Here is a 23,953-nt window from a genome sequence, read left to right on the forward strand (position 1 = left end):
TTGTTTTGGTTACTTTAACTTTAACAGAAATGGATTCTTTTTTCATTTTTTTAATGAATTACAATAAAGCCGAAAAGACTTGGTAATCCATAAGTTATAATAAGTTTCTGAATTTCTGTGAATAATTCAGGTTAAAGTTTCCTTTTTTATGTTTATCCTTGGGCTTATTCTTTTTATAATTGCTATTACCCTATTTTTAACAGGCCAAGATATAAAATATTATACTCGTTTTCACCATTGGGGTTGGTTTGCTTGGGGTATTAGCTTCTTAGCAAGTATTGTTTCTTTTATTAGAAAAGAGCCTGGAAAGTTAAAAATGATTCCTTATATTGGCGCTCTTATTTTCGGAGTTATTATAGTAATATGTCTTCTGTACTGGAGCTTTCATTTTGTATAGAATTTGTGGAGGGAACCAGCATTGTCCTTCACAATGGCGATGAGGATACCGCCATGCAACCTGTCTTTCACAATAGGGGCGAAGGACACAGAGAAGAATCCCGCTGCGGAAAATATCTTTCACTACGGGAATGAAGGACACACGGAAAAGCTCCGCCAAGCCAAATGTCCTTATAACGGGGATGAAGGACAAAAGGAGAATCGCCGGCGCCCCAAATGTCCTTCATAACGGGGATGAAAGACAAAAAGAGAATCCCCGTCTCCCGAAATGTCTTTCACAACAGAGATAAAGAAAAAAGGGATAGCCCGCCGCGCAATTTGTCTTCCATAACAGAAAAAGAACAAAGCGGGAGCCATCCCTATACTTTTGTAAACCTGTCTTCAACCCTCTTATACAAACAAAATCACGACAAAATAAACGGCCATGGCGGCGAGACCGATTGGGAGGCCGAACCGGGCCCATTCCCGGCTTGTGATGCGGAGTTTTCCGGCGGAGATTATATTCGGGATATTGCCGGGTACAAGCATGCCTCCGCTGATCAGCAGTCCGAGCAAAATGGCCTGTACCGTTTTGTCCGCCATTTTCGGGCTGATTTCTGCTGCTGCCAGTGTCGCATTGTCCAGCACGGCTGAAATCATATTGATCCAGTACAAAATAAACGGGCTCAAATCGAGCAGGAAGCGGTTAATGAGCGGTTCAAACCCAGCGCCGAGCAAGGTCAGCCCCATCACAAACAAGTAAATTTTCACTGTCCGCCCCGCAATTTCCACATACGACTCTCGTTTATGCGCCGTTTTCAGCCCGATCGCCGACTGTTCGGGTTTGATCACAATGGCAGCCAGAATGCCGAAAATCACAACTGCCGAAATGACTTCCGGCCCGATCAGGCGAAGCAAATAGAAAAAGTCCTCCCCCAGCTTGCTGATCGCAAGGGTGGAGAGCGGTTCGCCGATCGGCGTCAGTGCGGCGCCGAGCCCGATGGAAAAGCAGGAGTAGACGACGAGCTGTGTTTCCGATTTCCGGTCAAGCCGCAGCACGCTGACAATCACGACTAAAATTAAAGCGGCAATAATGGCCGTGATGACACTCGAAAGCAACCCGAGAATGATTACCGTCAAGGCAGCCAGAAGCGGAAACGGTATCCCCCGGTTAATGGCGGAAATTACTTTTTCAAGCGGCCGCTCCAGCCAGCGGAACAACAGGCCGGCTACAAATACGGCAATGGTGATGTTAACCGGGTCTTCCAAAGCCTTTCTCAACAGAGGCTTGTCTAGGACACCGCCGGCAATGGCCGCAGCCCATCCCATGATAAACAAAAATATTTCCAAATTGCGCTCGACAAACGGCACAAAAAAAGGCAATAACAAGACGAGCGCCAGGATGATGATCAAAGCAGAAATCATCGGCCCAACCCTTTCTGTAAAAAAACTTATATAAAATGAACTTAAGTTTTTACATCAAGCCCAAGCATCCATTTGCATGAGAACTACTTTTTTGCGGCAGGCAATAGAGCGGCAATATTTTGTCCATTTTATATAGTTTTATTTTACCATAAAAGACATTTTCACTTCGTTTCACACCATGGTCTCCTGTTTTTTCCACCCCGCTACGCCTTCGCGTAAAATTTTACACATACGGGCCATGCACATTTCCGGGCATACGCCTATATACTAATACAGCCGGTAAGAAAAATGGCACGGCAAAGCGGCTTTTATGGGCTGCAGGAAGTAGAGAAATTCAGGAGGGGTGAGCCGGAATGTGCGGAATAACCGGATGGGTCGATTTTCAAAAAGACTTGCGGAGTGAACTGGAAACAGTCAAAAAAATGACAGAGACGTTGACCAAACGGGGACCGGATGATACGAATTACTGGCTTTCGCCACATGCGGCATTCGGCCATAAACGGCTCGTCGTTGTTGACCCTTTATGCGGTGTGCAGCCGATGACGCGGCAAAAGGACGGAAAGATGTATACAATTTGCTATAACGGCGAATTGTACAATACGGAAGATTTGCGCGCGGAGCTTTTGAAAAAAGGCTATACTTATCAGGGCCACTCGGATACGGAAGTGCTTTTAACCGCTTATATCGAGTGGAAAGAGGCATGTGTGGACCGCCTGAACGGCATTTTTGCGTTTGTGGTCTGGGACGGGAACAAGGAACAGGTATTTGCGGCACGCGACCGCCTCGGGGTAAAACCGTTTTTTTACAAAGCACACGGAAGCGGGCTTTTGTTCGGCTCGGAAGTAAAAGCGATGCTCGCCCACCCGGATGTGAAAGCGGAAGTGGATGAGGCAGGGCTTGCCGAAATATGGGGGCTCGGGCCGTCGAGAACACCGGGGACGGGAATATTTCGCGGCATGGCGGAACTGCGCCCGGCACATGCGCTGAAGATGGATCGTAACGGATTAAAAGTGTGGCGGTACTGGAACGTGAAAAGCGCGCCGCATACGGAGGCAGCAGAGGAAACGGCGGAAACGATCCGTTTGCTCATTCAGGATGCGATTGTCCGTCAGCTTGTCTCGGATGTCCCGGTTTGCACGTTTTTATCCGGCGGCGTCGATTCAAGCGCCATTACCGCCATTGCTGCAGGCCATTTTCAAAGGGAAGGAAAAGGGCGGCTGCATACTTTTTCCATTGATTACGAAGGGAACGACCGCTATTTCAAAGCGAATGATTTTCAGCCGGATGCTGACGGGGTATTTATCCGCAAGATGTCAGAAGCATTTGATACAGTCCACCATCATTGCGTGATCACGCAGGAAGAACTGGCCGAATCTTTAAAAGCGGCTGTTCTCGCCCGGGATGTGCCGGGAATGGCGGATGTTGACTCATCGCTGCTCTGGTTTTGCCGCGAGATCAAAAAGGATTTTACCGTCAGCCTTTCGGGTGAGTGCGCGGATGAAATTTTCGGCGGGTATCCGTGGTTCCGGCGCGAAGATGATTTGAACCGAGAAGGCTTCCCATGGATGCGGTCCCTCGATGAACGGATCGGCCTGTTAAAAGAAGGCTGGCAGGAAAAATTGCAGTTAAAAGATTACGTGATGTCGAAATATGAAGCGTCTGTTGCGGAAACGCCGCTTTTAGATGGCGAAACCGATTTGGAAAAAAAGCGTCGCCAGCTGTTTTACATCAATATGCTTTGGTTTATGACAACGCTCCTTGACCGGAAAGACCGGATGAGCATGGGGGCGAGCCTCGAGGTGCGCGTACCGTTTGCCGATCACCGGATTGTGGAGTACGTCTGGAATATACCGTGGGAGATGAAGATGTACGGCGGCAGGGAAAAGGGCATTTTGCGGAAAGCGCTGGAAGGCATTTTGCCGGAAGAGATTTTATACCGGAAAAAAAGCCCGTATCCGAAGACGCACCATCCGGCTTACACGGCAGCAGTGAAGCGGTGGCTCGGTGAAGTTTTGGAACAGAAAGATTCCATTTTGTATGAATTTTTGCATCGCGATCAATTAATGGAGTTGATGGAGACAGACGGGAAAGCATTCCGGACACCGTGGTTCGGACAGCTGATGACGGGCCCGCAGCTGCTTGCCTACCTCGCCCAGATCCATTACTGGTTTGAAACATACAGGATTGACATTAAAGCTTAGCCGGCTGCCTCAAGCCGGTTTTTTTGGATTTCAGACGCATTCGCATTGTCTCAAACATCACTACGGCTATTATGGAGACACCTTTTACCTGCATTTCAGAAGCATTTCGCAGTGCCTCAAAACTCGCCCCTTTTTTGAACCCGCGCCCCTATTTTTCACTTTCTTTTTTCATGGCTTCTTCCGGTTGCGGCACGGCAGGCGGGATCCCGCGGCCGAATAAATGCTTTGTAAACCGGATCCACTCTTTTACCGCAAAAGAAAGGTATTGGTGTTTCGGCCAGATGATTGCCAGATTCCACGGGAGGACAGGTTCTTCCAGATGAATGATTTTGACGCGTTCCGGGTTAAACGCATGGCATATTGTACTTGGCAGCAGGGCAACGCCGAGATTGGACGCTACCAATTCACAGATGAGGTCCCACTGGGTGCTTTCGTATATAATGTTCGGCATAAACCCAAGCTTCAAACATTCCTTTATAATCTGGTCGTGAAGGGCAAAATCTCTATGGAAAAAAATGAATTCCTCCTCTTTCAGCTGTTTCAGCCGGACGCTTGAGCAGCCTGCAAACCGGTGGGACGGGTGCACAAGCAGCACAAGCCGGTCATGGACAAACGAAAAATGCCCGAACACCTCATCATCAACCGGCATCACGACGGCGCCGAGATCCAATGTCCCATTTTCCACATCACGGACCACTTTTCTTGTAACATCTTCCACGAGCTGGATTTTAATATCCGGGTAGGCATGATGAAATTCATCAATGACCCGGGGAAAATAGCGCGACCCGATCATTGGCGGCAGCCCGATCCGGATTTTTCCTTTTTTCAGGCCGGCCACATCATTGATCGCATCTGTCAGCTGCCGAAAAGCTTTCAGCGTTTTTTGCGCCTGCTGAAAAACGGCCTGTCCGGCATCGGTGAGGACGATTTTTTTCCCGGCGCGGTTAAACAAGGGGACGCCGAGTTCTTCTTCAAAGCTTTTTATCATTTTGCTGATTGTCGGCTGCGATACATAACATTCCCGGGCGGCTTTCGTGAAGCTGCCGTGAGTGGCAACGGAAACAAAGTACTGGAGATGCTGGATATCCAACTGGAACCCTCCTTGTATAGATAAAAGGCATTTTTACCATTCTATATATTCATTTTACCTATTATCGCCGGCGCGGTAAACTAGTTTTAGAAGGTGAAAATATTGAAAAAAGTCCTGATCGGAATGTTACAGATTGTCGGTTTGTATCTGTTCGCTGAAGTCATGGGCGCAGCTGCAAAACTGTTGCACATCCCGCTGCCGGGCAGCATGCTGGCAATGATTGCCCTCTTTCTCCTGCTGCAATTCGGCATCGTCAAAATGGGCTGGATTGAAATCGGGGCCAATTTCCTGATGGCGGAGCTGCTGTTGTTTTTTATCCCGTCAGCAGTCGGCATGGTGAAGTATAGAAACCTGCTTGTCCATAACGGCCCGGAAATCTTGGTTGTGATCCTGATAAGCCTGATTGCCGCGATGGCCTGTTCGGGATGGCTTGCGGACAAAATTGCAAATCGAAGGAGCGTGAGAATGCGTGATCGTTAAAATCGTGTGCCTGCTGTTAACGGTTGGAAGTTACTGGATTTTCAAAAAACTGTACGGGAAATACAAAAAAATCTTTGTTTCCCCGCTACTTGTCACGCCGGTATTATTAGGCGCCTTTTTACTCGGGGAAGATATACCGTACCGGGACTACCAGAAAGGCACCTCTGTTTTAACGGATTTGCTGCAGCCGGCCATTGTTGCTTTTGCTGTGCCGCTTTACCGCCATTTTAAAATCGTCCGCCAATATGCGGTTGAAATTTTAATCGGCATCGGGGCGGGATGGCTGATGGCAGTATTCCTTTCCTCGGCCATCGCTACGCTTTTTCATTTCAGCAAAAGCCTGGAGCACAGTATCATCCCGTTTACGATCACAACCCCGATTGCAATGGGCGTATCTGAAAAAATCGGCGGCGTGCCGTCTGTTACGGCTGTCTTTGTGATTTTGAACGCCATTATCGGCTCTGTGATGGCGCCGTGGCTGATCAAGCATTTGCGCATTAAAAACGAAATTGCCCACGGCATCCTGCTTGGAACGCATGCGAACGGGATCGGCACTTCTAAAGCATTCGAACTCAGTGCCCGGTCAGGCGCCATTTCCAGCGTCAGCATGATTATCGTTGCGGCTATTTCCATTTTTGTTACGCCGTGGATGGTATCCCATATCATTCATTAATCTAAAACGCCGCATATTCTTCCTTTTTCAATGCAAAATATAGCTGTAAAAAAGGAAAGGAGCGTGCAAATGGGCAGGCAGAAATACGGAAACCAGAATGCTGAGCGGAATAAAAATGCCAAGCTTGGAAATGAGATTGCAGAAGAACTCGTGGAATTCTCCACGGGCAGAAAAGATGAAATCGACCAGAAAAAGAAAAAAGGTGTGCGTAAATAAAGGAAAGCTGGCCTCGCCCCATGCAGGCCGGCTTTTTTGTTTTGATGGAAAATCCGCCTCGAAACCGGTACACTTATAGTAACAGGCCTCTGGAGGAAGTGGTGAATTTGGCAAAAACAACAAAAACAAACGCGATGCGGCTGCTTGATGCGCAGCAAATCCCGTACGGCATGCTGTCGTATGAGGTGAAGGACGGGAAAATCGACGGCATCTCCGTTGCGGAAAAAATTGGAAAACCGCCCGAAGCTGTTTATAAAACGCTGGTCACGCAGGGGCACAGCGGCGAACTTTATGTGTTTGTCATCCCGGTTGCGGCAGAACTCGACCTGAAAAAAGCCGCAAAAGCAGCGGGCGAGAAAAAGATCGAAATGGTCCATGTGAAAGATATCCAAAAATATACCGGCTATATTCGCGGCGGCTGTTCCCCGATCGGCATGAAGAAGCACTATGTGACATTTGTCGATGAGAGCGCAGCAACGCTTGATGAGGTGATCGTAAGCGCCGGGCGGATCGGCACGCAAATTGTTTTGGCGCCTGGTGATCTTTTAAAAGCCGCCGACGCAAACTATGCTGATTTAACGCATTAAAAGGATGCATGCCAGGGACATGAGACTTTTCAAATGTGTGACGTGTTCCATCATTTTCTTTAAGGGGGTGAGGAACATGGATAAACGGGATGTAGAGTACCAAATTGCCGATTTGAAAGCGGATTATGTTCGCCTACAGCAAGATTTGGAGAAATTGGAGTATGTAAAGGGCAACCTTCACCCGCTTGAAAAGCAGCTCGCGGAGATTGAACAGGCATTAAAGAAACTGTACCAGCAATTGGACCGCTTTTAATTCTTTTGCTTGCAAAGACGGGGCAGATTGCTTTTTCACCGGATCGCTTCAACTTTAATAAGGACTTGCTGAACGAATCCGACTCTGAGTTTGTACCCAATTTGTCAACAAGATTTGTCTAAAAATATAGAAGAATCCATCTTTGGAAATGCGATTATGTCTGCTCTATACTTTGAGTCAGCTTTCAAGTGCAAGCTTAAATTTTTGCCAAGTCTAGGAATTTTGCTTATTCTCAGCAATCCCTATGTGAAGGAAGCGAGGAAAATGGACGGTCTTTCTTCACATAGGGCGCGTCTACGCTAAGGAAGCACGAAAAAATGAAGGTCTTCCTTCACATAGAGCCCGTCTACGTTAAGGAAGCGCGGAAAATTGAAGGCTTTTCTTCACATAGGTCGCGTCTAAGTTAAGGAAGCGTGAAAAAATGACGTTGTTCCTTTACATAGAGGCTGTCTACGTTAAGGAAACACGAAAAAACGAAGGCCTTTCTTCACATAGAGGGCGTCTACGTTAAGGAAGCGCAGAAAAATGAAGGCCTTCCTTAACCTAGGGCGTGTCTATGTTAAGGAAGAACAAAAAATTGACGGCCTTTCTTCACATAGAGGCTGTCTACGTTAGGAAGCACGGAAAAATGAAGGTCTTCCTTCACATAGGGTGCGTTTCAAGTGCAAGCTTTTCCCTGTATTTTTTATAAACCCTTGCATTCAATTTAAGCAAAAGCCGTGAACATCCTTGCCAAATCTAGAAATTTTGCTTATTCAGCAAGCCCTAATCAAACTTGAAGAACCAGTTCCGGCAGCAAATAGAAAGCGGTTTCTTCGGACTAAATAAAAAAGCGGCGGTTGCTGCTTTTACGCAGGTTTCGCCGTTTTTTCTATTTTTTTGCATGCCAAAGAAAGTCCGCGACAAGCCGGTCCACGCGCTTATTCTCATGAAGGCTGCTGTGTTGCGCGTTTTTGCCGTAAACAATTTTAGACGTGTACTGCTTTTTCGGCACGATGAACCTGCTGAAGAGCGCGCTGTCCAGGGATACAAGGGAATCCCCCGATGCCGGCTTATTCACAACGCCTGCAATGGCAAGCACCTGAATATGCGGGTTGAACCGGCTTTTGTTGGCATACAAAGCTTTGAGCGCAACGGAACCCGGAAGCAGGTCGCGCGCCGCATCGCCGGTATTATTCGGATTTTGCTTAAAAACACGAGTCAGCACGCCTTCATAAGGGCTGCCAATCGTGACAAGCTTTTGAATGTCCGGATATTGCCGCCTGCCGGAAGTGTCTTCAATATATTTTGTGCAAATCAAACCGCCCATCGAATGCCCGACGAGATTGGCTTCTTTCACATCGTATTTCGTATAAAGAATGTGCATGGTTTTTTCAAGCCAGCCGGCCGTTTGCCGGAAACTTGCACGGTTATCGGAAAAAATGACCTGGATCATCGGATGCCGGGCCCGGTTGGAAATTTCCCCATTGACCACAATCATCCCGTCTTTTGTAACGCGAATCACCATTGCTTTTTCAGCGGTTCCGCTTTTTTCCAGCCGACCGAGCATCCCATTAAACGATCGGGCCGTTCCTTTATAGCCGTGTACGAACACAGTCGGAACGGGTTTTTGTGCCGGCGGGGCCGCAGCGGCATTGCTTTTGTCCGTACGATAGGAAAACCATACAGTTGAAAGGCTGAGCATAAGAAACAAACAAATCATGGCCAGAATCGCATTCCGACGCTGGATATATGGCATGCTAACACCCCTTGATGGAAGTCATGGTGTAACTTTCCTGCGAAATGATGTTTATTTTATCATACAAAGTAGCGAAAGGGAATAGGGAGAAAGCGGTTGTAACAGAATTTTTCCGATGCCATTGACGGAGAAAAAGTTTCATTCTATGATGTTGGAAAGCGCTGTTTTCTTTACTGGTGAATAGGCAGGCGTAAAGGCGGGAAAACGCCTGTTGCCTCGCGTATACCAATGATGGTTATAAATGGAGGAAAAGTTGTGGATTCAATACTTGAACGAATTCAAAAGGAAATGCATCACTTTACGGGCACAGAGAAGAAAATTGGCACATATATTTTGGAACATCCCGAAATGGTTCCGACAATGACCACAAAGGATTTATCGGAAAAAACCGGTGTAAGCGAGTCGAGCGTTGTCCGGTTTTGCAAAACGATCGGCATTGCGAGCTTTAAGACGTTTAAGCTGGAGCTTGTGAAAAATTTAACTTTAACCGAAAGTCATATGACAGACTTTTCAATTTTGCAACAAAAAGATTCTCCTTATGATTTATTCCAAAAAGTTACGTATGGGAATAAGAAGGCGATAGAATCGTGTGTTTCTTCCCTTGACAGGAGAGAACTGGAAAAAGCCGCCAACGTGCTTGAAAATGCTAGAAAAGTGGTGTTTTTTGGTGTCGGCGGGTCGGTAACTGCCGCTGTCGATGCATGCTATAAATTTACAAGGCTGGGGTGCCAGTCCATTTTTTCCCAAGATTATCATTATCTAATCTCCCTAATCCCTTACATGAATAAGATGGATGTGTTTGTGGCGCTCAGCGTTTCCGGGCGGACGAAGGATGTGCTCGAACTCGCTGATTTTGCGAAAAGGAAAGGGGCAAAAGTGATTGCCATCACGAATATGGAGAAATCCCCGCTGTACAAAGAAGCGGATATCAGGCTTTGCACGCCGATAACCGAGGAAGATTTCCGGATCGGAACGACGTCTTCGAGAATGGCGCAGCTGAATATCATTGACGCGCTCTATTTAAGTGTTTTTCAGCGCAAGGGGGAAGACATTTTGAAGTATTACAATGAAACGAGAAACGAATACCTCAGGCTGCGAAGATAACGGGAATTTTGTAAAAGCCCCTACACAAGATTTATATCTTTCTTTTACAAATCCAACATACTTCCTTCAAAATCCTTTTTTACAATAAGAGGCGTAAGCACAAAACGAAAAAGGGGAGGAAGAACATTGGGTAAAAAGAACCGTATGATGAAAGCGGCAATTGCCTTGTCTGCAGTGGCGGTATTGGGGATATCCGGGATTGCAAATGCAAAAGCTTACAAGCCTTCGCAACACACCGGTCACGCAACTTCCGCGAAGACGAAGAACGTGATTCTGTTTGTCGGGGATGGTATGGGGGCTGCGCAGCGGGATGCGATCCGCCTTGCTTCAACCGGCCTGAGCGGGGACCTTGAAATGAACAAAATGCCGTATACGGGGGTTGTACATACAAGCTCCACCTCCGTGGTGACCGATTCGGCTGCAGCTGCGACCGCTATGGCATCAGGCGTCAAAACGTATAACGGGGCAATCGGTGTTGATGCCAATAAAGTAAGCAAAAAGACCGTTCTTGAAGAAGCAAAGCAAGCCGGCAAAGCAACAGGATTGGTCACAACAAGTCAAATCACAGATGCAACGCCTGCCGCTTTCGGTGCCCATGTCAAAAACCGTTCCGAACAGAGCAAAATTGCAAAGCAATACTTGGAAAACAGCAAAGTGGACGTGCTGCTCGGCGGCGGGGAAGATTACTGGTACCCGAAAGGCTCACAGGGCGCTTATGAAGACCATCCGGCAAAAGATCCTTCCGAAGCAAGCAAAGGCACGGAAGGAAATCTTGTCAGCAAAGCGAAACGGCTCGGTTACCAGTATGTGACAAATGCTTCCGGGTTGAAAAAGGCAGGCGGGAATAAGCTTTTAGGCCTTTTTGCCAATGAAGAAATGTTTGAACAGCGAGAGGAGGGCCATGGCGACCAGTATGACCCGGTTGTTTCGCTTCCGCAAATGACGGAAAAAGCAATCAGCACGCTGTCAAAAAATAAAAAAGGCTTTTTCCTGATGGTTGAAGAAGAAGCGATCGATGAAATGGCCCATGAAAATAATGCCTCCCAGCTGATCAAGGCGGGCCGGCAACTGGATAATGCCGTTAAAGCGGCAAAAGATTATGCGAAAAAGCACCCGGATACACTTGTGCTTGTCCTGGCCGACCATGACTGCGGCGGCATGACGGTTGAAAACGTCGAGCACAGCGATGAATCCGGGGACGGCATTTCAAAAGAAGACGGACCGTTCCAGGTGGCGGGTTCCAGCGAGCAATTTGTCGTGGACTGGACAACTTCTGGCCATACGGCAGCCGACATTCCGCTTACGGCGACAGGAAGCGGCGCATCGTTGTTTGAAGGTACTTATGAAAACACATATATTCATGATGCGTTGCTGAGAGCGATGGGGTTGAAAAAATAATATATAGCGGGCCGGACAACTGCCGGAGTGGTTTTCTTCGTATACCGCCCCGGCAAAATCTGTTATAATAGAGGCAAATTTTGCGGAAAGGATGGGAGCCTTGTGGCAGCAATGGATAAAGCCAGACAGGTTTTAAAACAATATTATGGCTATGACCATTTTCGCCGCGGGCAGGAAGCCATTATCAGCCAGATCATGGATGGCAAGGATACATTGGGCATGATGCCGACCGGCGGGGGAAAGTCGGTTTGCTACCAGGTGCCGGCCATGCTTTTACCAGGGGTCACGCTTGTCATTTCGCCGCTGATTTCCTTGATGAAAGACCAGGTGGATACACTGGAAAACATCGGGATACCGGCAACATATGTGAACAGCTCCCTGAATCCGGCAGAAATCGATGAGCGGCTTGCGGCTGCATCAACAGGCGCATACAAATTAATCTATCTCGCACCGGAACGGCTCGAATTTTCTCCTTTTTTACATCTTCTCGAAAACATCAATGTCTCCCTTATTGCTGTTGATGAAGCGCATTGTATCTCACAATGGGGTCACGACTTCCGCCCAAGCTACCGTTTAATCGAAAAATTGATTTCCCAATTCAAGCCAAAGCCGGTGACGCTTGCTTTAACCGCTACCGCAACGCCGCAGGTAAAGGAAGACATTTGCCGGCTGCTTATGATTCCGGAAGAAAACACGGTGGCGACAGGTTTTGCCCGTGAGAACCTGCATTTTCAGGTGGTGAAAGGCCAGAACCGCGATGCCTTTGTACTGGACTACATCCTGAAAAATGCAAACCAGTCCGGGATACTTTACACGGCAACGAGAAAAGAGACCGAACGCATTTACAATTTTCTTGTTAAAAATGGCATTCGTGCGGGAAAATATCATGCAGGGATGAAAGAAGCGGAGCGCGACAGCTTTCAGGACCGGTTTTTATACGATGATATTTCCGTCATGGTCGCCACTTCCGCGTTCGGAATGGGGATTGATAAAAGCAATGTGCGGTTTGTCATCCATTATAATTTGCCGAAAAATATGGAGGCGTATTACCAGGAAGCAGGACGGGCCGGGCGCGACGGGGAGGAAAGCGACTGTATTTTGCTGTTTGCCCCCCAAGATATCCATACGCAAACTTTTTTAATCGAGCAGTCAGCAAATGAAGACAGAAAACCGGGCGAGTATGCCAAGTTACGAAAAATGCTGGACTACTGCCATACGGAAGGCTGTTTTCAGCAGTTCATTTTGCATTATTTCGGCGAGAAAGAGACACAGCCATGTGGTAAATGCGGCAACTGCCTGGATACCCGCGCAAAAACAGACGTGACAAAAGAAGCGCAAATGGTTTTTTCCTGTGTCAAAAGGATGCAGGAACGGTTCGGTAAAACGATGATTGCAAAAGTACTGGCCGGATCAAACGACCAGAAAATCAGGCAATTCGGTTTTGACAAGCTGTCCACTTTTGGCATTATGAAAGACAAAACGCAAAAAGAAGTGGCAGAACTGATTGATTTTCTGACAGCTGACGGTTTTTTGCGTGCCAAAGACGGTACATACCCGGTGCTTATGCTGACCAAAAAGGCAGTGGAAGTCCTGCTTTCAAAAAAACAGGTTTTCCGGAAAGAAAGTGTCAGGGCGCAGCAAATTGCATCCGATAACCTTTTATTCGAAAAACTGCGGACACTTCGCAAAGAGATTGCTGACCGTGAAAAAATACCGCCTTATATTGTCTTTTCCGACCAGTCGCTAAGGGAAATGAGTGCCAGAATGCCTATAACCAGGGAAGCGTTCCTGCAGGTGAAAGGGGTTGGGGAAAGAAAGGTGGAACAGTACGCCGAGCTGTTTATGCGCGTGATCCGGACTTACATGGAAGAAGAAGGGATACAAGCACAAGCGCAGCCGAAAGCATTGCCGCATACAAAAAAGGTGCATGAAGACGGGAAAGAAAAAAGCCATCATGTGACATACCGCCTGTTGCAAGAAGGAAAAACGATCCGTGAAATCGCGGAAATCCGCGGCATGTCGGAAAGAACGATTGAAACGCATGTGATCAAATGTTCAGACGAGGGATTTCCGGTAGAATGGAGCCGCTTTATTCCCGAAAGGTACCGGGAGCGAATCGCGGATGCCATAAACCGGGCAGGTTCCGGGCGGCTAACGCCGATAAAGGAATTGTTGCCGGATGAGGTCAGTTATTTTATGATCCGGGCCTTCTTACAGGAAAGGAAGCATCATGCGGAACAAGAAAAACCAGCATCATATATATCTGGAGGGGATTGACATCATGATTGAATGTATCGCATCCGATATGGATGGCACTTTGCTCAACTCAAGGCAGGAAGTCAGCCCGGCAAATGCCGAAGCGATTAAACTGGCGCAGAAAAAAGGGATTCACTTTGTCGTGACAACAGGCCGGTCTTATGAAGAAGCGCGGCTTGTGCTCGATCCTGTCGGCATTGACTGTACGGTAATCGGGCTGAACGGGGCCGAAGTGCGGGATGAAAAGGGAAAATTACTCAAAACAAGCGGGCTGGATCCCCTGACAGCTTCCCAGGTGGCCGATGTTTTCGACCAACTCGGCATTTATTATGAATTTTTTACCAATAAAGGTACCTATACGGAAGATTACGAGGAAAACATGGATATGCTGGTCAATTTGTTCCATACCGCAAACCCCGAAGTGCCGGTGGAAGAAGTGCGGAACTATATTGAGCAGCGCGGCATCCGGAGATACGTCCATAATATTCGAGATACAAAGGATATTTTTCACGATCCGTCCATTTTGTTTTACAAAATATTGGCCTTCAATGAAGATGAACAAAGGCTCCGACAAATCGGCAAGCACCTTGAAAAAGATTTTCCCGATATTAAAGTGACTTCATCAGGATTCCGTAATATTGAAATCAACCATGTGTCGGCGCAAAAAGGGATTGCGCTCAAGGAATACACGGAAAAACACGGGCTCTCAATGGAGAAAACGATGGCTATCGGGGACAACTTAAATGATATTTCCATGCTCGAAAGGGTGGGCTATCCGTTTGCGATGGGAAATGCCGAAAATGAAGTATTGGAAATTTGCCGCTACCGGACGAAAAGAAATGATGAAGACGGCGTGGCAAAAGCGATTTACAGAATGCTTGAAATGGGTTAGAACCCATTGCCCCCGCCCCGGTTTATATTTGATAAACCGAGGGCAGGGGGTCTGGCAGGCAGAGTTCCTTGCACGACTCAACGATTGGCGCCTTTATGGGTTAATTACCCTTATCGGACCCGGTCGTTTTCCCAGTCATACGTCCAGAAGTATTCATAATGGAGCCATTCCAGAGTTTCTGGGTCTTTTTGCTTCAGTTTTTCTTCCCGCTCTGCCATCATCCAGCCGGTCTGGGATAGGTGGGCTTTCATTGCGCCGATTTTTTGCTCAGCTGCGCCGCTTACATCATTGCGGACATCCGGCTTTCCGATCTCCGCTTCATGGTTTTTGGAAAAAGCAACGCAGTGGAGTTTCGGGCGTTTGTTTTCAGGAATTCGGCGGAGCGCGCGGACAACGGCTCTTCCGGTTGCTTCGTGGTCAGGATGGACAGAGTAGCCTGGGTAAAAGGTAATGACAAGTGACGGATTCAGCTCATGGACGAGGTCAAGTACCATTTTGACCATCTTCTCATCGTCTTCAAATTCTACAGTTTTATCGCGCAACCCCATCATGCGTAAATCCTGAATCCCCATAATCTCGGCCGCCTTTTGCAGTTCTTTTTTCCGGATATGCGGCAGCGATTCTCTTGTGGCAAAAGGGGGATAGCCGAGATTTCGCGCCATTTCCCCAAGCGTCAGGCAGGCATAAGTGACCGGCGTGCCGTTTTTCACATGGGTTGCGATCGTGCCGGATACACCGAAAGCCTCGTCATCGGGATGCGGGAAAATCACCAGAACATGGCGCTCTTTTTCCATTTTTCTCATCTCCTCACTCAAATGGTGTCATGCTCAATTCGAGGGCAACAGCCAACTTCCCGTCATAACCATGGCCGGCAAAAAGCAAGCGGTCGAATTCATCTTTTTCAAAGTGGGTCAGGCCTTCTGCATAAATCCAGCCAATTTTCATTTTCAAGCCGATCCGGTAAGGGCCGTCCCCAACAATTTTTCCGTGTTCATAGGATACTTGCGCATTGCGGATATAGGCGCCTGCAGAGAAAAATGACTCATTGACATGGGAGGCATAGGCGCCATTGGTTGTTTCCAAATGGATATACACCGGTTTTCCGGCAAGTTCGTCCAGCCATTTTTGGGCTGTTTGTTTTTGTATCGGTTCCATTTTCTTCCTCCTTTTGGCCGTCCGCTCCTGTTTCTTTCCATTATACCAACCGGCAGCACTTTAAGGAAAAATTAAAAACCGGGTCCCCGGCGGAATGTTCCGGCAGGGCCCGGTTTGACTTAAGAGTTGGTATGCGAGAAACGGGTATATGCGCCGTGCATCACAGGGCCGACATATTCGTTCAGCTTAAAGCCGTGTTCAATCGCCATATGGACAAATTCTTTTGCCACTTTCACTGCGCCAGACACGGTGTTGCCCTTTGCCAGTTCGGCCGTGATGGCAGCGGCAAATGTGCAGCCCGCACCGTGGTTATACGTTGTTTTGATTTTCTTCGATTCGAGAATTTCAAAGTCTTCCCCATCATAGAACAAGTCGATGGCCTGATCCGTATCCAACCCTCTGCCGCCTTTTATGACAACATTTTTCGCGCCCAGTTCATGAATTTTGACCGCTGCTTCTTTCATGTCCTCAACGGTTTTAATCGGGCCGGTTTGGGCCAGCTGCCAGGCTTCAAACAAGTTCGGCGTTGTAATCGTTGCCCGCGGAAGCAAAAGCTCGCGCATTGCATCCGTATTTTCCGGCTGCAATACCTCATCTTCGCCTTTACATACCATAACCGGGTCAATGACCACTTTGTCGAGATGGTATTCATCTATTTTACGGGCGGCCAGTTCAATAATGTCCACTGAACCGAGCATACCGGTTTTCATCGCGTCAATTCCGACAGAAAGGATGGTCTCAAGCTGCGGTTCGACAATATTGACATCAATCGGGAAAACATTATGATGCCAACCGTTTTTTGGATCCATCGCAACGATGGAAGTAATCGCGGACATGCCGTAAACCCCGAGTTCCTGGAATGTTTTCAAGTCCGCCTGAAGGCCTGCGCCGCCGCTCGAATCAGAACCAGCCAGCGTAAAAGTTTTCTTTAAACCCATCACGCACCCATCTCCTTTAAAAATAAGCTTTACACTATTTTAGAATATAATACTGCCATGAAAAATACAAATCCCGGGGACGTGCATCAAGCGGCCGAATGCTTGATGAACAGGGGATGATCTGCCAGTCACACAGCAGGGCCGCGAACCGAACTTTAGAATGACCGGCTTTCAAAAGAAGGTATTGTAATATTTAAAATAGAAAGTAAATATTGACTTATTTAATCATCTGTACTATATTTTAACTTGAGAAAAATAAGAATTTCATGATAAAGAACCATGTCTTGTGAAAACAATATTTTATTTGATTAATTTCAAAATTGTTCGTGCCTTCTATTTATTCTTTAAAAATTAGAGGTTTCGTAATGTACAAATTTAAAACGTTAACCATTTTCTTGTTTACTTTTTACTTTAGTATGGGGGTATCCAAGTATATCCAGATACTTTGGTTTGAAAAGAACGATAGCGTATTTAATTTTTCTTTATCTTATTCCGCCATGGCGGTAGCAGGTTCATTTAGTTTTCTATTAGGAAAGAAAGTAAATCAGTTAAGTATTAAAAAAGGGATATTTATTTTTATTCCGCTTTATATGGCAGGCATGTTGCTCAGGATCTTTCCCCAGCCGTTTTTTATTCCGATAATTTCCGGCGCCGTATCAGGGATTGGGGCAGCAACGGTCTTATTAATTACCCGAACCTGGATCGCTGCACTGATAGCTGATCATCCGGAAATAAGTTCAAAATTAATATCATCAAAGGCCATTATTTCTCAAATTGCTATGATCTCCACTACATTTCTCAGTGGGCAGGCCTTATATTTTTTAGGAGAGAGCAGTGCATCTTATATTAGTTTGTTGATCATGGCTCCGATTCTTTTATTTGGTGTTTTTTTCATCCGTGATTATCCGGATGATCACATTATTAAAAAGACAAGAAATAAAACAGTGTTGCCATCAAACAAAAAGATAGCAATTCTTGTATATACTTTAGGAATCCTTATCGGAATGAATCTTGGCTTAGTGCAACCTTATTTGCCCATAATATTAAAGGAAGTAGGCCAATTTAATATATCATTTGTCAGTACGCTGATGACAATTGTTTCTGTTGTTCAAATGCTTAGCAGTTTGTTCTTTCGCAATAAGAAAATGAATCAGCGGCCAAATATTTTCTTTTTAATAATAGAATTGGTAATCTTTATTATCTTTACTTTTACTGGCGTAATGGATTTGCGTCATATGATCATCATTCCCGTTTTTTTATTTGCGATCCTCATAACAGGATTTCAAATAGTGAGGGAAATAATGGAGTATACCATGTTTCCTGCGGAAGAATTAACCCTTTATTTGGGAATCGTTCAATCTTCTGTATTGGTAGGTGACTCGGTTGGAGGTCCAGTGGGGGGATATTTATATAATTTAAGCATATCTATGCTGTTCATTGTTTTTGCAATTTTAAATTTGATCATCGGCATTGGCTATACAATCATATATTCTATTCATTCGAAATATAATAAGCGGATTGCATTGTCACAGGAGATCGATCATACTTTAACAAAATAATTCACCAAGTACGTTAACAAGAAAAAAAGAATCCATCTATGGATATATTTTAGGATTAGTTGTGTCTAAATTTAATAAGCTTACTTGTTGGGTTAATGTACTTTGGCATCGCTTTTTCAGCCGTTAAGCTTATAACACTTACATTGCTTGTTTCGAATAGACTGTAGAAAAAGGAGTCCAACTTCAATATGGCAATCATCTTAAGGGTTATCGTTTTTTTAGTTTTCATTGCAACTATATGCTCATTTATTTTTACAGGGAATAGTAATACATCACACATTCTTTCCTATGTACTAATTGCAATATCACTAACTTATTTTATTAAATAGGGAAAGCGTGAAAAAAATGAATATGACAAATCCAATCAAGTTAGAATCTGTATCTAAAAAAATCGGTAAATTTCATGTAAATAATATTAGTTTTTCAGCATTTCCTAAAAATATAGTAGGAATTATTGGTGAAAATGGAGCTGGGAAAACAACACTTTTAAGGATTATTTCTCAAACAATTTCTTTGGATTCAGGAGAACTTTTGGTTCCTCCCAAGAATGAAATTGGTTTTCAATTTGACACTAATCATTTTCCCGAGGAATTATCTGCGAAAAATATTAATTTATTTATGCCATATATATTTAAATCATGGGATTCAAAAAAATTTAAGGATTATCTAGATAAATTTGAAATACCCGAAACTCAAAGCATTAAATATTTTTCGAAGGGAATGAAAACCAAAATGGGTATTGCTGTTACTCTATCCCACCATCCAAAATTATTATTACTTGATGAAGTTACTGGTGGATTAGACCCTTTAATGAGGGATACTGTGTTAACCATTATAAAGGAATATGTAAAGACAACCTCATCTATTGCAATTATGAGCACACACCTACTTGACGATATTATTAAAATTGCAGATAAGGTTATATTTTTACATAAAGGTTCTATGCTACTAGAAAAAGATGTTTCCGATATAAGTAATACAAATGAGTTGGAATCGGAATTGAAGAATATAATAGCAAGGAGGTGATCAATATGATAGGGGGATATTTAAAAGATATATTATTATTGGGAAAACACTGGTTTAAATTAAAGTTCGTAATATTATTTGTAGCGGCCTTAATTTTGGCAATAATATTTCTACGCCAAGACAGTGCTGTAATTTCAATATTTATAACTATGCTTTTTCTAAATAGTATTCAGTCACTATTTAATGATGATAATAAATCCGGCTTTTTAGACTTTCTAAATACAACAGGTGTATCTTTCAATAGGATAGTATTTGCACGTTATTTAACGGGTGTTTCGTTATGTCTTATCTCAAGCATTTTTTCTTTTTTAGTTAATTTAATTATATATGTCTTTTATAAAAATTTGCCTTTAAAATCTTACTTATTTATAGGGCTTTTAACCCTGTGTATTTCTTTAATGTATATGCTTATTTTAATTCCATTTATATACTTGTTCAATCAAAACGGATTAACTATTGCTGTCATATTGATAATTTTGATTGCTTTTATACTCTCCAAAGTTAATCATTCAGCCTTAAAGATTTCAAATTTTTTTCATCAATCTTCTAACCTAAAATTAGGTTTTTATTTTGTGCTTTGTGTTTTATTAACTGCTGGTATTTCTTATATAGTCTCCGTCATTATATGCAAAAAGCGCTTTTATAACTGAAAAAATGATAAAAATGAGGATTCCATAAATGTTATTATTGAATTAAAAATTACCCTTAATCGAGGCGCTGGAAAATGAATGATCCCGTATTTTTGGCTTTCCTTCCAGGTTTTCAAATTCAATAAAAATAAAAAGGGCATTTTTCTTCAAAAAGGGCATACGTATCCTTCTTTTACAAAATGGGTGTTTTTTTTCAATGCCCTTTGTGAAAAGAAACAATCTTGTGCGGCGTTTTTAGTTTATGGGAGGAAACTGCTCCTGCTTCACGTCGCGTTCCGCAACGATGAATTTGCGCAATTCCGGACCAGCTTCTTCTAAAAGTGCATTCCCATCGTTGTTTTACCTATGTTTAATCTGGCAACTGGCCCAGGAAATTGCTGGTATGAATGCTTATTTTCGTAATTTCTGTTGCAACTTTTTGTCTATAAAATAGGCTGCGATAAAAATCGCCGGTATAAACAATAACTTTGGAATAGATATATTTGAAATCCCCGTTTTTTTAATATAGACAAAAACAAAAATGGCGATTAGTACCAGCGTGAACATGGCGGATTTCATTCTCCCACACCCCCATCCGTGTTATTTAAACTTTTTAACTGCCAATTTTCGCTATTTAATTCATGTGTGAAAGACAGGCTTGCTTCCTTTTCATGTGACACAATAACAAACGTTTTTTGCTTACTTTGTGTGATGATGTCAGATAAAACTTTTCTACTGGAAGTGTCCAAGGAATTAAACGGCTCATCCAATAAGACCAATTCTGAAGGGATCGATAAGTTAATGGATAAAAAGATTTTTTGCCGGGTCCCTAATGACAAATTTTTCACTTGCTCATTCTTATAGGCATCAACATCAAACTTTTTACAGTATTCATATACTTGTTTGCTGAATACAGGGCCGTAATGAAATAACAAATTGTAAAATTGAATATTTTGTTCCATTGTTAATTCTTCATAAAATACAGGAGAGTCTCCAACAAATACTCTACGCTTGCGAATGTCTGCAAAACTTAGCTTTTCACCAAAAAACCGCAACTCATAAGACAGATGAGGATCGTCTATAATATTTGCAATGATTTTCAGCAAAGTAGTCTTTCCTGAACCGTTTTTTCCATATAATCTTACAATACTGTTTTGATCTATCTCGATATTTACGTTATTAAATAACCTGGGTTGATTTTCATAACCATAAGTTAAATGCTTTATTGATATCCTTTCCATATCTATTTCACTTCCGTTCATACATGTGATATGTCCGCTTCAATCCATGCAGCAATTACCAATAAAATGGTTGCGAAAAGAAAAATCGATACTAACTTTATAATTTCAACTTTATATCTTAACTCTTGTTCACTTTTAGAATTCAATTTTAAAATGTTAATGCAACGCAGGCTTTCAAAGCCAATTGTTGCAAAAAGCAAAAATGCAATTACTTCTATAATCCCATGTGGGATTATTCCGGTTAATACAGGTTTGAGCCCATGGTTTCTTATAATTGCAAATGAGAAAGCACCTAAAAAAACCCCATTATACCCCAAATATATTATACTAATTACACCCAAACTAATCCAACCTAATACCATGATTTTAAGCCCCAATGTATAATTATGAAGAAACAGGTCAACAAATCTTTGCTCATTTTCGGTATACTTGAAACTTAAAAATTTTGATAAGAATGCTCCGGTTATAAAACTAATACAATAAACGGCTAAAGAAACAAAAAAGTATTTTTTATATGTGGTAATTATATTTTTCATAAATTCTTAAATCCCCGTGTTTAGTTATTTTTTGTTTTAATAAACCTATTGACAGGACTGTTTGATTTTTTTGTAATCCTTGTTGCTGTAAACTACTTGTCCAAAAAGAGTAAAGGCGATAGCCAAGAAGGGGCAGAGCCAATAAATCCCCGAGATAAATTTGAACATCGCTATTATGATCAACCCTAATATTGTAAATTGGGTTACAAGCTTAGATAATACATTATTCGCTGTAGCAATTAAAGAGAATCCATCGAATTCATTCAGCCTGTTAATTTTGGGAGGATTACTTTTGCTAAGTAATAAAACAAAAACGTCATAATTGGTTCTAAGTGAGTATAAAACATATTCGTTTTTTATTGCATAAAAAAATGGAATTAAAATCAAAAAAGATAGACTTTGTTGAAACGAAATAAACAAAGTTGCAATAAAGAACAAAAACAAATGACAAAATAAATATATATTGATCGTTCTTTTTAATAATTCATATTTTGAGAATAGAATACCATTCTTTTTTAACTCATATATTTTAAAAATTTCCATCATAGAACATTCTTGTTCAAGCTTAAAAATTTTTTTGTAGATAAAGCTTGTAGTGCTTATCGCTCCCTTCAGAATGATGTGGAGCTGAAAAAACATAAAAATAAGGGTAACGATGATATTATGAATATAAGGTGCCGAGGCCAATGAAATTCCTGTACTGACAGAAAGTTCTCCCGTGATAAACAGGTCAAAAGGATTGTTCAGTAATTCTTTTGAGTTTGCTTTTAAAGAATAGTAGTCAGCATAGGTATAATAGTGCTCCTTATTCAATGTTTTATATAAAAAACCAAAGAAGGGCGTTTGATAATAAACTTCCTTCGTATCTTTTGAGAAAGCAAAAATGATAATACTAATGATGAATAGCAATACCACGGTTAAAGTAGCCGTGAGAATATGCATATGGCTAACAAACAAGGCTGCATTTTTAAAAATGATAAACAAATTTGAGCTTAGAAGTATTTCTTTTGCTTGATTATTTAAATTTGTGATGGCTTTTAATTTATATCCATAAGTAGATATGTTACGTCTTGATTCATAAATGATTTGCATGAAGATGGAAGCAACGGTATAAACGAAGCAGCATAACAAAGCTTTTGTTGTCAGGTTTAGTACAATACGGAAACCTTTATGATAAGATAACGATTTTCCAAGTAAATGAATACAAAACAGGAGCAGTTCGAACAAAATCACAATCAATATGTACTTCGTTCCCATCCTGTGTAAATAAAAAAACACCCCAAACGGCACGATTTTGGTTAAACTTTGCACCATGCTAACCATCCAGTCGAGCAGTATAACCTTTTTCATTAAATTGTTATTCTTCCCGAGATACCTGCTAAAATGATAGACCAAGTACCTTTCATCTAACATTTTTCTTGTTGTCATAACAGCTTTCACTTGGTCGCCAACAGTCAGAATCAGAGCCACTCCAATAAGAATATTTTTATGGTCCGGTAAAAAGATCCTGTTAAAAATAGAAATTAAAAATACAGATATAAAGATTTCAAACAAAAAACTCAATAGAATGTATTTTTTAGTGCTCTTTATTTTCAGTACCTTTTTTATTAAAAAACCTCGGGTTGAGTATGTATTTATGATATATAGCATAACAAGCCTAAAAATCCCCATAAACATCACTCCACAATAAAAATCAATAAATGTTTTTTAACAGCCAGGACTGTAGATCCTGGCTGTTCCAGTTTTTACCAAGCAATAGCTCTTTTTTTGCCATATTCCTTAGCTAAATGTTTTACTTCTGCAATAAACGCTGTCCATCCCATATCGAGGATTGCATCAACGCCACCTGACATAACTACTGTGACGGCTCCTATTATAGATGCTATAGTACCAGCATGCAATACAGCTGTAACAACACCAGATGCTATTCCTGCAGAAACATGAAACTTAGATGCAACGTGGAATAATCCCATATTATATTCACCTCCCTTTTAAAAGTAGACCCTCGGGATTAGTTACATTTTTAAAATTTAATATTTTTATTATTTTAATTTAACCCGAAGGGTCAAGTCTTTTTTTGTGTGTAAATTCCTCTCAGTCGGGATAGAGTAATTAACCCGAATAAATGTCTGTCGCTTTGTTGGATTGGTCAGACGATTTCGGTTGTTTGGCTTTCCATTC

At 43.0% G+C, this 23,953-nt stretch carries 24 protein-coding genes; 13 read left to right on the forward strand and 11 right to left on the reverse strand.

Annotated features, from left to right (window positions below):
* Positions 1-786 precede the first annotated feature (786 nt).
* Entirely contained in the window at positions 787-1,800 is a 1,014-nt protein-coding gene (locus NFR98_RS12890; RefSeq protein ID WP_014096687.1) for a DUF1646 family protein, read from the reverse strand.
* 353 nt (positions 1,801-2,153) lie between these two features.
* Here NFR98_RS12890 and asnB point away from each other — a divergent pair, with 353 nt between their 5' ends.
* The gene (asnB, locus tag NFR98_RS12895; RefSeq protein WP_014096688.1) at positions 2,154-4,001 is read left to right on the forward strand and encodes an asparagine synthase (glutamine-hydrolyzing); all 1,848 of its coding nucleotides are present in this window, start codon (positions 2,154-2,156) and stop codon (positions 3,999-4,001) included.
* A 148-nt stretch (positions 4,002-4,149) separates the two neighbouring features.
* On the opposite strand, the gene NFR98_RS12900 is transcribed toward asnB, so the two are convergent.
* Positions 4,150-5,091, reverse strand: coding sequence for a LysR family transcriptional regulator (locus tag NFR98_RS12900; RefSeq protein WP_014096689.1), 942 nt, complete (start codon positions 5,089-5,091; stop codon positions 4,150-4,152).
* A gap of 102 nt (positions 5,092-5,193) precedes the next feature.
* Here NFR98_RS12900 and NFR98_RS12905 point away from each other — a divergent pair, with 102 nt between their 5' ends.
* The 5 genes from NFR98_RS12905 to NFR98_RS12925 all read left to right on the forward strand — a co-directional run bounded on the left by NFR98_RS12905 (position 5,194) and on the right by NFR98_RS12925 (position 7,300).
* On the forward strand, positions 5,194-5,571 hold the full coding sequence (locus NFR98_RS12905; protein WP_035183163.1) for a CidA/LrgA family protein: 378 nt from the start codon (positions 5,194-5,196) through the stop codon (positions 5,569-5,571).
* Positions 5,561-6,244, forward strand: coding sequence for an LrgB family protein (locus NFR98_RS12910; RefSeq protein WP_026684575.1), 684 nt, complete (start codon positions 5,561-5,563; stop codon positions 6,242-6,244). The genes NFR98_RS12905 and NFR98_RS12910 overlap by 11 nt, the downstream gene beginning before the upstream one ends.
* Positions 6,245-6,313: 69 nt before the next feature.
* Positions 6,314-6,460 (forward strand): hypothetical protein, encoded by a 147-nt coding sequence (locus NFR98_RS12915; protein WP_164931356.1) that lies wholly within the window; start codon positions 6,314-6,316, stop codon positions 6,458-6,460.
* Between the two features lie 107 nt (positions 6,461-6,567).
* Positions 6,568-7,047: a Cys-tRNA(Pro) deacylase gene (gene ybaK, locus NFR98_RS12920; RefSeq protein ID WP_035183165.1), complete on the forward strand. Its 480-nt coding sequence runs from the start codon at positions 6,568-6,570 to the stop codon at positions 7,045-7,047.
* Between the two features lie 76 nt (positions 7,048-7,123).
* On the forward strand, positions 7,124-7,300 hold the full coding sequence (locus NFR98_RS12925) for an SE1832 family protein (RefSeq protein ID WP_164931355.1): 177 nt from the start codon (positions 7,124-7,126) through the stop codon (positions 7,298-7,300).
* Between the two features lie 871 nt (positions 7,301-8,171).
* Here the strand turns inward: NFR98_RS12925 and NFR98_RS12930 are convergent.
* On the reverse strand, positions 8,172-9,038 hold the full coding sequence (locus NFR98_RS12930) for an alpha/beta hydrolase (RefSeq protein WP_035183167.1): 867 nt from the start codon (positions 9,036-9,038) through the stop codon (positions 8,172-8,174).
* Between the two features lie 255 nt (positions 9,039-9,293).
* On the opposite strand from NFR98_RS12930, the gene NFR98_RS12935 reads away from it, so the two are divergent.
* The 4 genes from NFR98_RS12935 to NFR98_RS12950 all read left to right on the forward strand — a co-directional run bounded on the left by NFR98_RS12935 (position 9,294) and on the right by NFR98_RS12950 (position 14,688).
* On the forward strand, positions 9,294-10,142 hold the full coding sequence (locus NFR98_RS12935; RefSeq protein WP_014096695.1) for a MurR/RpiR family transcriptional regulator: 849 nt from the start codon (positions 9,294-9,296) through the stop codon (positions 10,140-10,142).
* A 126-nt stretch (positions 10,143-10,268) separates the two neighbouring features.
* Entirely contained in the window at positions 10,269-11,540 is a 1,272-nt protein-coding gene (locus NFR98_RS12940) for an alkaline phosphatase (protein ID WP_014096696.1), read from the forward strand.
* 102 nt (positions 11,541-11,642) lie between these two features.
* Entirely contained in the window at positions 11,643-13,817 is a 2,175-nt protein-coding gene (gene recQ, locus NFR98_RS12945) for a DNA helicase RecQ (protein WP_014096697.1), read from the forward strand.
* 4 nt (positions 13,818-13,821) lie between these two features.
* The gene (locus NFR98_RS12950; protein ID WP_035183175.1) at positions 13,822-14,688 is read left to right on the forward strand and encodes a Cof-type HAD-IIB family hydrolase; all 867 of its coding nucleotides are present in this window, start codon (positions 13,822-13,824) and stop codon (positions 14,686-14,688) included.
* 110 nt (positions 14,689-14,798) lie between these two features.
* On the opposite strand, the gene bshB2 is transcribed toward NFR98_RS12950, so the two are convergent.
* The 3 genes from bshB2 to pdxK all read right to left on the reverse strand — a co-directional run bounded on the left by bshB2 (position 14,799) and on the right by pdxK (position 16,781).
* Positions 14,799-15,482, reverse strand: coding sequence for a bacillithiol biosynthesis deacetylase BshB2 (gene bshB2 / locus NFR98_RS12955; RefSeq protein ID WP_014096699.1), 684 nt, complete (start codon positions 15,480-15,482; stop codon positions 14,799-14,801).
* A gap of 13 nt (positions 15,483-15,495) precedes the next feature.
* Entirely contained in the window at positions 15,496-15,843 is a 348-nt protein-coding gene (locus NFR98_RS12960; RefSeq protein ID WP_013860797.1) for a YojF family protein, read from the reverse strand.
* 119 nt (positions 15,844-15,962) lie between these two features.
* Positions 15,963-16,781, reverse strand: coding sequence for a pyridoxine/pyridoxal/pyridoxamine kinase (gene pdxK / locus NFR98_RS12965; protein WP_014096700.1), 819 nt, complete (start codon positions 16,779-16,781; stop codon positions 15,963-15,965).
* A gap of 365 nt (positions 16,782-17,146) precedes the next feature.
* Here pdxK and NFR98_RS12970 point away from each other — a divergent pair, with 365 nt between their 5' ends.
* The 3 genes from NFR98_RS12970 (at position 17,147) to NFR98_RS12980 (ending at position 20,016) form a co-directional block, all read left to right on the forward strand.
* On the forward strand, positions 17,147-18,340 hold the full coding sequence (locus tag NFR98_RS12970; protein WP_014096701.1) for an MFS transporter: 1,194 nt from the start codon (positions 17,147-17,149) through the stop codon (positions 18,338-18,340).
* Between the two features lie 351 nt (positions 18,341-18,691).
* Entirely contained in the window at positions 18,692-19,366 is a 675-nt protein-coding gene (locus NFR98_RS12975) for an ATP-binding cassette domain-containing protein (RefSeq protein ID WP_157660066.1), read from the forward strand.
* Positions 19,367-19,371: 5 nt separating this feature from the next.
* Positions 19,372-20,016 (forward strand): ABC-2 transporter permease, encoded by a 645-nt coding sequence (locus tag NFR98_RS12980; RefSeq protein WP_035183181.1) that lies wholly within the window; start codon positions 19,372-19,374, stop codon positions 20,014-20,016.
* Positions 20,017-20,406: 390 nt separating this feature from the next.
* Here NFR98_RS12980 and NFR98_RS12985 read toward each other — a convergent pair whose 3' ends face one another.
* From NFR98_RS12985 to NFR98_RS13005, 5 genes are all read right to left on the reverse strand, one after another.
* Positions 20,407-20,574 (reverse strand): hypothetical protein, encoded by a 168-nt coding sequence (locus NFR98_RS12985; protein ID WP_013860793.1) that lies wholly within the window; start codon positions 20,572-20,574, stop codon positions 20,407-20,409.
* Positions 20,571-21,236 carry an ATP-binding cassette domain-containing protein gene (locus NFR98_RS12990; RefSeq protein WP_013860792.1) on the reverse strand — a complete coding sequence of 222 codons (666 nt, stop codon included), beginning with the start codon at positions 21,234-21,236 and terminating at the stop codon, positions 20,571-20,573. Before NFR98_RS12990 ends, NFR98_RS12985 begins: the two co-directional genes overlap by 4 nt.
* 17 nt (positions 21,237-21,253) lie before the next feature.
* Positions 21,254-21,772, reverse strand: a complete 519-nt coding sequence (locus NFR98_RS12995) for a stage II sporulation protein M (protein WP_017550353.1) — start codon at positions 21,770-21,772, stop codon at positions 21,254-21,256.
* Positions 21,773-21,817: 45 nt separating this feature from the next.
* Positions 21,818-23,443 (reverse strand): hypothetical protein, encoded by a 1,626-nt coding sequence (locus NFR98_RS13000; protein WP_251460285.1) that lies wholly within the window; start codon positions 23,441-23,443, stop codon positions 21,818-21,820.
* Between the two features lie 74 nt (positions 23,444-23,517).
* Positions 23,518-23,745, reverse strand: coding sequence for an uberolysin/carnocyclin family circular bacteriocin (locus NFR98_RS13005; protein WP_017550351.1), 228 nt, complete (start codon positions 23,743-23,745; stop codon positions 23,518-23,520).
* Positions 23,746-23,953: the final 208 nt, after the last annotated feature.

Source organism: Weizmannia agrestimuris (assembly GCF_943193165.1).
GTDB lineage: Bacteria > Bacillota > Bacilli > Bacillales > Bacillaceae_C > Weizmannia > Weizmannia faecalis.